The sequence below is a fragment of the Streptomyces sp. AV19 genome (genome assembly GCF_015999245.1).
In the GTDB taxonomy this organism is placed as follows: Bacteria; Actinomycetota; Actinomycetes; order Streptomycetales; family Streptomycetaceae; genus Streptomyces.
The window spans coordinates 36,004-47,239 of the sequence record NZ_JAEAMR010000003.1; the positions used below are offsets into that span (position 1 = coordinate 36,004).

Below are 11,236 nucleotides of genomic sequence, written 5' to 3' on the forward strand. Positions count from 1 at the left end.
GGGGGGGCCCCCCGGGGGCCCCCCCCCCCCCGGCGGCGTCGTTCAGGCCGGGGTGAGGCCCAGTTCCACCGCCGAGCACCGCCAGCGCCGGTCCGTGCCCTGCTCCAGCCGGAAGGCCAGCGCCTGCAGCCGGTCCCCGGAGACGATCCGCGCGTACGCCTCGATCACCCCGGGCCGCGGCTGGAACTCGTCGCAGCGGTGGACGACAGGGGTCCTGCCGCCCGGGGCCGCCGGCCGCAGGGGCGCGCTGGGCGCCAGCTCGGCGAGCAGGTCGTAGGCGGCGGGCAGGGTGTACCCGATCATGCGGTGGACCGGGCGCTGCCCGCTGAGGGTGAGCAGCAGCTGTTCGGCGAACCAGTAGCGCGGGATGCGCGCCCGTACCTGCCGCGCGGCCGCCGTCCCGCCGCCCGGACGGCGGGAGTCGGCCCGCCGCGGTGGTGCGCTCCGGTGGGCCGCGTGCCGGCCCGGCCCAGTGGTCCTGTTCAATGTCGTCGCCCCCTTCGGTAGGGGATCTTCTACCGGGGTGCCGCCGGGCCCGACAAGGGCTCCGCGCGGTCCTGGGCGATTCACCTATCAGGGCGGTCGCCGCCGGATCTGTGCTGGTCGCGGCGGTGCGCCGGGTCGGGGTCGGCGAGGGCGCCGGGCGCTCCCGGCACTTCGAAGGGGGACTCGCCCCCGTATGCTGGCAGCACAACCACAGGTACTCCGGAAAGCGGCGGTCATGCGCGTCTACGTCCCCCTGACCCTCCCCGGTCTCGCCGAGGCGCACAAGGCGGGCGAGCTCGGCCCCGCCCCCGTCGACGCCTACGCCGTCACCCCCGCACTGCGCGAGTGGTACACCTCCGACGACATGGAGGAGCTGGAGTACGCCGCGCTCGGCCGGGCCGCGCTGGGCTCGCTGCGCCGCCTCGCCGCCGACCCCGCGGCGGCGCGCCGCCGGGTGGTCGTGGCGGTCGACGTGCCGGACGCCGATGCGGCCGTGGACCCCGATCGGGGTCTGGACCGGGACGCGGTCGGCGAGGTGCGGCTGGCCCGGCCGGTGCCGCTGTCGAAGGCGGCCGCCGTGCACGTGGACGCCGACGACGCCGAGGCGGACGTCAGCGCCGCCGCGGCGGCGCTGGGCGCGGCCGACCTGGGCGACGACGACGCCCGGTTCACGGTGGACGGGGCCGAGGACCACGAGCTGATGTGGTTCGGGGTGCAGGAGATCCCCAACCTGATCTGATCCCCAACCTGACTGATCTGATCCTCAACCCGATCCGGTCCCCGATCTGATCCGGGGCGGGAGCACCGGCCGGGGCGTTGTCAGTGGCCCCCGGTACCGTCATGGCATGACTCAGCACGGCGCCCACATCGTCTGGGACTGGAACGGCACGCTGCTCCACGACGTCGATGCCGTCCTCGCGGCCACGAACGGCTCGTTCGCGGAGGTCGGCCTGCCGCCGATCACCCTCGAGCGCTACCGGGACCTGTACTGCGTGCCCGTCCCGAGATTCTACGAACGCCTGATGGGCCGCCTGCCCTCCGAGGAGGAGTGGCTGGCCATGGACGAGGCGTTCCAACGGCACTACGCGGCCCACGCGGTGGACGCCGGGCTGGCCGAGGGGGCCCGGCAGCTGCTGGAGGAGCGACTGGCCGCCGGGCGGACCCAGTCGCTGTGCTCCCTGGCGCCGCACGACCAGCTGATACCGCTGGTCAGGACCTACGGCATAGACCGGCACTTCGTCCGGGTGGACGGCCGCACCGGCCGGAGCGACCAGGGCAAGGCCCGCCAGATGGTCCAGCACCTGGCGGCCCTGGAGGGCATATCCCCGGAGCGGATCGTGGTCGTGGGGGACGCGCTCGACGACGCCTCGGCCGCCGCCCACGCCGGAGCGAAGGCGGTGCTCTACAGCGGCGGGTCGCACAGCCGGGCCAGCCTCGTCTCGGCGGGCGTGCCGGTGGCCGACACCCTGGAGGAAGCGGTCGAGGCGGCCGAGCGGCTGGTGGGGTGAGGGAGCGGGGAGGGGCGGACGGAGCCGGGCACTGTCCGGACCGTCAAAGTCGCGCGCCGGGTTTTGCCACTATCGCCTCATGACGGGCTCCCCCGGAAGGGCGATAGCCTTACCGGGTGATCAGCGCGATATCCGCCAGGGGCGACGACGCCGCTGTGCCGCGCCCGGAGCGTCATGACGCCCGGGTCTGCGCTGGTATCCGGGACCGGTCCCGTCCGGCATTGGCAACGTTCTCGACGTTTCTGCCACAGTTGCCGCAGAACGGCCCGGTCACCCCTCATCCCGGCATACCGTCGAAGACGACCGGAGATTCCGCGTCGCGGCGTGATGCCTTCACCACCGATGTCACGCAACGGCGCGCGACAGGAGCCAGAGGACATGCAGACCAAGCTGGACGAAGCCAAGGCCGAGTTGCTCGCGCGGGCGGCCCGCGTCGCCGAAAACGGTCCGGCCGGGGGGCCACCTCCGACCGGTGCGGAGGGTGAGAGCGGGCTCGCCGGGGATGCCCTGGCCGCCTACCTCCAGCGCTACTACCTGCACACCGCCCCCGAGGACTTGACGGGCCGCGACCCCATCGACGTCTTCGGTGCCGCGCTGTCGCACTACCGTCTCGCCGAGAACCGGCCGCAGGGCACCGCGAACGTGCGGGTGCACACCCCCACGGTCGAGGAGAACGGCTGGACGTGCAGCCACTCCGTCGTCGAGGTCGTCACCGACGACATGCCGTTCCTGGTGGACTCCGTCACCAACGAGCTCTCCCGGCAGAACCGCGGCATCCACGTCGTCATCCACCCGCAGATGGTCGTCCGCCGCGACGTGACCGGCCGCCTGCTGGAGGTCCTCGGCTCCAGCTGCGACGCGCACGGCACCGGCAAGAACGCCACCCTGCCGCACGACGCCCTCGTCGAGTCCTGGATCCACGTCGAGATCGACCGCGAGACCGACCGCGGCGACCTCAAGCAGATCACCGCCGATCTGCTGCGCGTCCTGTCCGACGTCCGCGAGGCCGTCGAGGACTGGGAGAAGATGCGCGACGCCGCGCTCCGCCTGGCCGACGGCCTGCCGGACGAGCCGGCCCCCGCCGACCTCCCGGGCACCGAGGTGGACGAGGCCCGCGAGCTGCTGCGCTGGCTCGCCGCCGACCACTTCACCTTCCTGGGCTACCGCGAGTACGAGCTGACCAAGGTCCCCGTCGCCGACGGCGGCGAGGAGGACGCGCTCACCGCCGTCCCCGGCACGGGCCTGGGCATCCTGCGCTCCGACCCGGCCCACACCACCCACGGCCACCACGAGGGCAACCACGCCCCGCTGGCCCGCCCGGCATCCGCCTCCTTCAGCCGGCTGCCCGCCGACGCCCGCGCCAAGGCCCGTGAGCACAAGCAGCTCGTGCTCACCAAGGCCAACAGCCGTGCCACCGTGCACCGCCCGTCCTACCTGGACTACGTGGGCGTCAAGAAGTTCGACGCCGACGGCAACGTGACCGGCGAGCGCCGCTTCCTGGGCCTGTTCTCCTCGGCCGCGTACACCGAGTCGGTGCGCCGCGTCCCGGTCATCCGCCGCAAGGTCGCCCAGGTCCTGGCCGACGCCGGCTTCTCGCCCGACAGCCACGACGGGCGCGACCTGCTCCAGATCCTGGAGACCTACCCGCGCGACGAGCTCTTCCAGACCCAGGCCGACCAGCTGCGGGCCATCGCGACCAGCGTGCTCTACCTCCAGGAGCGCCGCCGCCTGCGGCTGTACCTGCGCCGCGACGAATACGGCCGCTACTACTCGGCCCTGGTCTACCTGCCGCGCGACCGTTACACCACCGGCGTCCGGCTGCGGCTGATCGACATCCTCAAGGAGGAGCTGAACGGCGCCGGCGTCGACTTCACCGCCTGGAACACCGAATCGGTCCTCTCCCGGCTGCACTTCGTCGTGCGCGTCGAGCCGGGCTCCACGCTGCCCGACCTCACCGAGGCCGACGAGGAGCGCATCGAGGCCCGGCTGGTGGAGGCCGCCCGTTCCTGGGCCGACGGCTTCGCCGAGACGCTCACCGCCGAGGTGGGCGAGGAGCGCGCCGCCGAGCTGCTGCGCCGCTACGCGCACGCCTTCCCCGAGGGCTACAAGGCCGACCACAGTCCCCGCGCCGCCGTCAACGACCTCGGCCACCTGGAGCAGCTGACCACGGGCGGCGGCGACCGCGACTTCGAGTTCAGCCTCTACGAGCCGGTCGGCGCGGGCCCCGGCGAGCGCCGCTTCAAGATCTACCGCACGGGCCGCCCCGTCTCGCTCTCCGCCGTCCTGCCGGTGCTCAACCGCCTGGGCGTCGAGGTCATCGACGAGCGCCCGTACGAGCTGCGCTGCTCGGACCGGACCACGGCCTGGGTCTACGACTTCGGCCTGCGGATGCCCGAGCACGTCGAGGGTGACGACGCGCGCGGCCGCTTCCAGGAGGCGTTCGCCGCCGTCTGGACCGGTGCCGCGGAGAACGACAACTTCAACAAGCTCGTGCTGCGCGCCGGTCTCGACTGGCGGCAGGCCATGGTGCTGCGGGCCTACGCCAAGTACCTGCGGCAGGCGGGGGTGACCTTCAGCCAGTCGTACATGGAGGACACCCTCAGCAACAACGTCCACACCACCCGCCTCCTGGTCAACCTGTTCGAGGCCCGGATGTCCCCGGCGCTCCAGCGCGCGGGCAACGAGCTGATCGACGGGCTGCTGGAGGAGCTGGAGGGCGCGCTCGACCAGGTGGCGAGCCTGGACGAGGACCGCATCCTGCGGGCCTTCCTCACCGTCATCAAGGCCACGCTGCGCACCAATCACTTCCAGCGCGTCAGCGCTGGAAGCGAAGGAGGGAGCCAGCGGGACGGGGCCGGCCGGCCGCACGACTACCTGTCGATCAAGCTGGACCCGCAGGCCATCCCGGACCTGCCGGCGCCCCGCCCGGCCTTCGAGATCTGGGTCTACTCCCCGCGCGTCGAGGGCGTCCACCTGCGCTTCGGCAAGGTCGCCCGCGGCGGTCTGCGCTGGTCCGACCGGCGCGAGGACTTCCGCACCGAGATCCTGGGCCTGGTCAAGGCGCAGATGGTGAAGAACACCGTCATCGTGCCCGTCGGCGCCAAGGGCGGCTTCGTCGGCAAGCGGCTGCCGGACCCGTCGGTGGACCGCGACGCCTGGCTGGCCGAGGGCATCGCCTCGTACAAGACCTTCATCTCCGGTCTGCTCGACATCACCGACAACATGGTCGGCGGCGAGGTCGTCCCGCCCAAGGACGTCGTGCGCCACGACGAGGACGACACCTACCTCGTCGTCGCCGCCGACAAGGGCACCGCGACGTTCTCCGACATCGCCAACGAGGTCGCCGAGTCCTACGGCTTCTGGCTGGGCGACGCGTTCGCCTCCGGCGGCTCGGCCGGCTACGACCACAAGGGCATGGGCATCACCGCCCGCGGCGCCTGGGAGTCGGTCAAGCGCCACTTCCGCGAGCTGGGCCACGACACCCAGACCGAGGACTTCAGCGTCGTCGGCGTCGGCGACATGTCCGGCGACGTCTTCGGCAACGGCATGCTGCTCTCCGAGCACATCCGTCTGGTGGCCGCCTTCGACCACCGGCACATCTTCCTCGACCCGAACCCGGACGCCGCCACCTCCTACGCCGAGCGCCGGCGCCTGTTCGAGCTGCCCCGCTCGTCGTGGGCCGACTACGACAAGGCGCTGCTGTCCAAGGGCGGCGGCATCCACCCGCGCACGGCCAAGTCGATCCCGGTCAACGCGCACGTCCGCGAGGCCCTCGGCATCGAGGCGGGCGTCACCAAGATGACCCCGGCCGAGCTGATGAAGGCCATCCTGCGCGCCCCGGTGGACCTGCTGTGGAACGGCGGCATCGGCACGTACGTCAAGTCCTCCGCCGAATCCCACGCGGACGTCGGCGACAAGGCCAACGACGCCATCCGCGTGGACGGCCAGGACCTGCGTGTCAAGGTCGTCGGCGAGGGCGGCAACCTGGGCCTGACCCAGCTCGGCCGCATCGAGTTCGCCCTGGCGGGCGGCAGGATCAACACCGACGCCATCGACAACAGCGCCGGCGTGGACACCTCCGACCACGAGGTGAACATCAAGATCCTGCTCAACGCCCTGGTGACCGACGGCGACATGACGGTCAAGCAGCGCAACAAGCTGCTCGCCCAGATGACCGACGAGGTCGGCGAGCTGGTGCTGCGCAACAACTACGCGCAGAACGTCGCCCTGGCCAACGCCGTGGCGCAGGCCCCCAGCCTGCTCCACGCCCACCACCGGATCATGCGCCGCCTCAGCCGCGAGGGCCACCTGGACCGCGCGCTGGAGTTCCTGCCCACCGACCGGCAGATCCGCGAGCGGCTCTCCGCCGGGCGCGGGCTGTCCCAGCCCGAGCTGGCGGTCCTCCTCGCCTACATCAAGATCACCGCGGCCGAGGAACTGGTCACCACCGGCCTGCCGGACGACCCGTATCTGCAGCGCCTGCTCTACGCCTACTTCCCGACCGCGCTGCGGCAGTCGTTCGGCGAGCAGATCGACCACCACGCGCTGCGCCGCGAGATCGTGACGACCGTCCTCGTCAACGACACGGTCAACTCCGGTGGTTCGACCTTCCTGCACCGCCTGCGGGAGGAGACCGGGGCCTCGCTGGAGGAGATCGTCCGGGCGCACACCGCCGCCCGCGAGATCTTCGGCCTGAACGCCGTGTGGGACGCCGTCGAGGCACTGGACAACACGGTCGCCGCCGACGTCCAGACGCAGGTGCGGCTGCACTCTCGGCGCCTGGTCGAGCGCGGCACCCGCTGGCTGCTCAACAACCGCCCGCAGCCGCTCGCGCTCGCCGAGACCATCGAGTTCTTCCGCGACGGCGTGGCCACGGTCTGGGCCGAGCTGCCCAAGCTGCTGCGCGGCGACGACCTCGAGTGGTGGAAGTCCATCCACGACGAGCTCGCCGCCGCCGGGGTGCCGGACGAGCTGGCGATCAGGGTGGCCGGCTTCTCCTCGGTCTTCCCGGCGCTGGACATCGTCGCCATCGCGGAGCGCACGGGCAAGGAGCCCCTGTTCGTCGCGGAGGTCTACTACGACCTCGGTGACCGGCTGCACATCAGCCAGCTGATGGACCGCATCATCGAGCTGCCGCGCTCCGACCGCTGGCAGTCGATGGCCCGCGCCTCCATCCGCGAGGACCTGTACGCCTGCCACGCCGCGCTGACCGCCGACATCCTCTCGGTGGGCAACGGCTCCTCGACGCCGGAGCAGCGCTTCACGGCGTGGGAGGAGCGGAACGCGCCGATCCTGACCCGGGCGCGCACCACGCTCGACGAGATCCGCGGCTCGGACTCGTTCGACCTGGCCAACCTGTCGGTGGCCATGCGGACGATGCGGACGCTGCTGCGCACGCACACCTGATCCCGTCGCGAACGGACGGGGGCGGCCCCGGGGTGATCACCCCGGGGCCGCCCCCTTTTTCACGTTCTGGTTCCTGCCGGTTCCGCTGGAGTTGGCGGTCCGGCCGCCCGGGCGTGCTGCCCTGGGTCCGGTGGTTCCTACGGTGGAGGTGCGGTGGTCTCGGGTCGGTACGCGGCGGGGTCGCCCGGAGCGCCGGCGGGCGCGTCGTGAGGCAGGGCGTGCCGCGGTCCGTGGCCGGGACGGGTCCGGAACACCCAGGCCCGGTAGGCCCAGAAGCGGAACAGGGTGGCCGTCCCGATGCCCAGGAACTTGAACGCGTTGTTCTGGAACGGGGTGTCCCAGCCGAACGCGTAGGTGGCGACGTAGAGCACCCCGTTCTCGATGACCAGGCCGGCGGCGCTGAAGACGGCGAAGAGGGCGACCTCCCGGCCGGGGCCGCCGCGGTCGCGGTCGCGGTAGGTGAAGTACCGCAGGCCCAGATAGTTGAAGGCGATGGCGACGACGGTGGCGATCACGCTGCACCGGACGACCGGGAGCCGGGTGATCCCCCGGCAGAGGTTGAAGACGCCGAAGTTGACGAAGATCCCGATGCCGCCGACCGTGCCGAATTTCGCGAATTCCCGGACGAGCGCCAACAGCCTCGACGGGCCGGTCCGACGTCTCCCTCTTGCCTTCACCTGTCGCAAGGGCATCTCCCGATACGTTCGCCACGCATAGCAGACATTGCACGCAGACAGCCGATTGTAGTGTAATTTCCCGCGAAAACTAACGCAGTGCGACGATGCGACGACAAGGCGCGAGGACAGTGGCATGACAGAGGCGGTACTGCTCGTCGGCGGCAAGGGCACGCGGCTCCGGCCGCTGACCCTCCACACCCCCAAGCCCATGGTCCCGGCAGCCGGGGTGCCCTTCCTCGCCCACCAGCTGGCCCGCGCCCGGGCCGCCGGGGTCGAGCACGTCGTCCTGGCGACCTCCTACCTCGCGGAGGTCTTCGAGCCGTACTTCGGCGACGGCTCCGCCCACGGCCTGCGGCTGACCTACGTCACCGAGCGGGAGCCGCTCGGCACCGGCGGGGCGATCCGCGGCGCGGCCGACGCGCTGGACGCCCGGCCGGGCGACGGCGTGCTGGTCTTCAACGGCGACGTCCTCACCGGCCTCGACATCCGCGGCCTGCTCCGCCGGCACGAGCGGGCGCAGGCGGACGTGACGCTGCACCTGACCCGGGTCGCCGACCCCCGGGCGTTCGGGCTGGTGCCCACCGATCCCGCCGGACGAGTCCTGGCCTTCACCGAGAAGCCCGTGCGCCCGGAGGAGATCGTCACCGACCAGATCAACGCCGGCTGCTACGTCTTCCGCCGCGAGGTCATCGACACCATCCCGGCCGGCCGTCCGGTCTCGGTGGAGCGCGAGACGTTCCCCGGCCTGCTCGCCGGGGGCGCGCTGCTGCACGGCGTGGTGGACGCCTCGTACTGGCTGGACCTGGGCCGGCCGGCGTCCTTCATCCAGGCCTCCGCCGACCTGGTGCGCGGCATCGTCCGCTCCCCGGCCGTTCCCGGTGAACCCGGGGAACACCTGGTGCTGCCCGGCGCCCACGTCGAGCCCGGGGCACGGCTCGGCGGCGGCACCGTCGTCGGCGCCGGGGCCCGCGTCGCGGCCGGCGCCGAGGTCGAGGGGACGGTCGTGCTGGACGGGGCCCGGATCGAGGAGGGCGCGCGGGTGCGCGCCTCCATGGTCGGCGCCGGGGCGCGGGTCGGCCCCCGTACCGTGCTCGACGGCGCCGTCGTCGGCGACCGGGCCGACATCGGCGCGGACAACGAGCTGCGCGACGGCGCCCGCGTCTGGTGCGGCACCGCGATCCCCGACGCGGCCATCCGCTTCTCCGCGGCCTGACTCCCGACCCCCTACGCGACGAGGACAGCCCCCATGAGCGTTCCGCACACCGTCATGACCCCCCTGCCCGCCGAGTGGGGCCGCACCGCGACGACCGTGGTGATGCCCACGTACAACGAGGCGGAGAACCTCCCGATGATGGCCGAGGCGCTGATGGCCCTGCCGCTGGAGGGGCTGCGGCTGCTGGTCGTGGACGACGGCAGTCCCGACGGCACCGGCCGGGTCGCCGAGCAGCTGGCCGAGAAGTACAACGAGCCGGGTCGCACGCGCGTGGCCGTCCTGCACCGCACCGCCAAGGAGGGCCTGGGCCGGGCCTACGCGGCCGGCATGGCGCGGGCCGTCGAGGACGGCGCGGCGTACGTGCTGCAGATGGACGCCGACGGCAGCCACCCGGCCGACAAGATCGCCGAGTTGCTCGGGGTCGCGCTGTCCACCGGCGCGGACGTCGTCGTCGGCAGCCGCTACGTGCCGGGCGGGACGCTCTCCGCCGCCTGGGGCACCCACCGCAGACTGCTCTCCCGCTGGGCCAACGCCTACGCCGGCACCGTCCTCGGCACCCGGCTGCGCGACATCACCGGCGGCTTCAACCTCTGGAGCGCGGCCGCGCTGCGCGCCCTGGACCTCGACACCGTCGACAGCGCGGGCTACAGCTTCCAGGTCGAGACCAAGTACCGGGCGCTGCGGGCCGGTTTCACGGTCGTGGAGGTGCCCATCCACTTCGAGGACCGCACCGTGGGGGAGTCGAAGATGAACCTGACCGTGCAGCTGGAGTCCGTCGCCGTGCCCTGGCGGCTGAGGGCCAGAACCCTGCGCGCGGGCGGCGGCCGGACCCGCTGACCGCGCGCCGCCGTGATCCTTCGCGCTGTCGGCGCGCACCGGGCGCTGTGGGGCGCCGCCCTGCTGCCGGCCGCCCTGCTGCTGGTGACGGCCGTGCGGCTGCCCTGGGCGGGGGACCTGGGGATGCACGCGGCGGTCGTGGAGCGGCTGCGCGCCGACCTGCCGCACCCGGGCCATCCGCTGGTGGCCGCCGATGTGCCCAGTCCCTACTACTCGCCGTGGACCGTCCTGCTGGCGCTGGCCGCGCGGGCGGCGGGTCTCGGCGGCCTCGGAGTGCTGCACCTGGCCGCGTTCGCCGGGCTCGTCCTGTTCGTCACCGGCGTCGCCGCCTTCGTCCGCACCCTGACCGGCCGCCCGGCCGCCGTGCCGCTCGCCCTGCTGTGCGTGCTGCTGCTGCACGGGACGCGGCTGTCCGCCTGGAGCGGGATGCCCGGGCTGACCTCGCTGGCCCTGACCCTCGCCTACCCGAGCACCCTCGCGCTCGGTCTCGCCCTGCACCTGTGGGCGCTGGTGCGCCGTGCGGTCGCGGAGGGCTGGGGGTTCGCCGCCTTCCTCTCGCTGGGGCTGCTGCTCGCCGTGGTGCTGCTGGTGCATCAGTTCACGGGGGCTGTGGCGGTGCTGGGGGTGATGGCGGTGCTGGCGGGAGCCGGGCGCGAGGTGTGGCCCAAGGCGGCGGCGGGGGGCTGTCTCGCGCTGGTGGCGCTGTGGTCCTGGCCCTACTACCCGTTCTTCGCGCTCTTCGGCGCGGACGGTCTCGACGCCATCCACCGGCCGCTCTACACCCACCTGTTGGGGAAGTTCTGGCTGCTCGCGCCGGGCGTCGCCGCGCTCGTGGCGCGGTGGCGGCGCGACCGGCGCGACCCGCTCGCCCTGCTCTTCGCGGCCGGCCTGGCCGTCTTCGCCGCGGGCGGCTGGAGCGGGCACTGGGCCTGGGGTCGGGTCCTGCCCGCCGTCCTCCTGCCCGCCCAGCTCGCGCTCGCCGTCGCGACGGCGGAGGCCGTGGGCCGGGCCCGCCGGGCCCTCGCCGCGGTCACGGGCGCGGCGCTGCTGCCCGGCGCGTGCGCCCCGGCGGGCGCGGTGGCGGACGCGCTGCCGGCGCGGGGCGCCCC

At 73.0% G+C, this 11,236-nt stretch carries 8 protein-coding genes; 6 read left to right on the forward strand and 2 right to left on the reverse strand.

The annotated features are described in order from the left end of the window. Nucleotides 1-42: 42 nt before the first annotated feature. Nucleotides 43-486 (reverse strand): Rv3235 family protein, encoded by a 444-nt coding sequence (locus tag I5Q34_RS00215; protein ID WP_199890005.1) that lies wholly within the window; start codon nucleotides 484-486, stop codon nucleotides 43-45. Between the two features lie 235 nt (nucleotides 487-721). On the opposite strand from I5Q34_RS00215, the gene I5Q34_RS00220 reads away from it, so the two are divergent. The 3 genes from I5Q34_RS00220 (at nucleotide 722) to I5Q34_RS00230 (ending at nucleotide 7,400) form a co-directional block, all read left to right on the forward strand. Then, a complete protein-coding gene (locus I5Q34_RS00220; RefSeq protein ID WP_199890006.1) occupies nucleotides 722-1,225 on the forward strand; it encodes a hypothetical protein in 504 nt (167 codons plus the stop codon). A gap of 106 nt (nucleotides 1,226-1,331) precedes the next feature. Next, on the forward strand, nucleotides 1,332-1,994 hold the full coding sequence (locus I5Q34_RS00225) for an HAD family hydrolase (RefSeq protein ID WP_199890007.1): 663 nt from the start codon (nucleotides 1,332-1,334) through the stop codon (nucleotides 1,992-1,994). Between the two features lie 378 nt (nucleotides 1,995-2,372). Next, a complete protein-coding gene (locus I5Q34_RS00230; RefSeq protein WP_199890008.1) occupies nucleotides 2,373-7,400 on the forward strand; it encodes an NAD-glutamate dehydrogenase in 5,028 nt (1,675 codons plus the stop codon). A 137-nt stretch (nucleotides 7,401-7,537) separates the two neighbouring features. On the opposite strand, the gene I5Q34_RS00235 is transcribed toward I5Q34_RS00230, so the two are convergent. Further along, nucleotides 7,538-8,086 carry a GtrA family protein gene (locus tag I5Q34_RS00235; protein ID WP_374192939.1) on the reverse strand — a complete coding sequence of 183 codons (549 nt, stop codon included), beginning with the start codon at nucleotides 8,084-8,086 and terminating at the stop codon, nucleotides 7,538-7,540. A gap of 124 nt (nucleotides 8,087-8,210) precedes the next feature. Between I5Q34_RS00235 and I5Q34_RS00240 the strand changes: the two genes are divergently transcribed. The 3 genes from I5Q34_RS00240 to I5Q34_RS00250 form a co-directional block, all read left to right on the forward strand. Continuing rightward, entirely contained in the window at nucleotides 8,211-9,290 is a 1,080-nt protein-coding gene (locus I5Q34_RS00240) for a sugar phosphate nucleotidyltransferase (protein ID WP_199890010.1), read from the forward strand. 33 nt (nucleotides 9,291-9,323) lie between these two features. After that, nucleotides 9,324-10,127, forward strand: coding sequence for a polyprenol monophosphomannose synthase (locus tag I5Q34_RS00245; protein ID WP_199890011.1), 804 nt, complete (start codon nucleotides 9,324-9,326; stop codon nucleotides 10,125-10,127). 12 nt (nucleotides 10,128-10,139) lie between these two features. Further along, nucleotides 10,140-11,236, forward strand: a 1,097-nt coding sequence (locus I5Q34_RS00250; RefSeq protein ID WP_199890012.1) for a hypothetical protein, incomplete at its 3' end; no start/stop codon positions are given.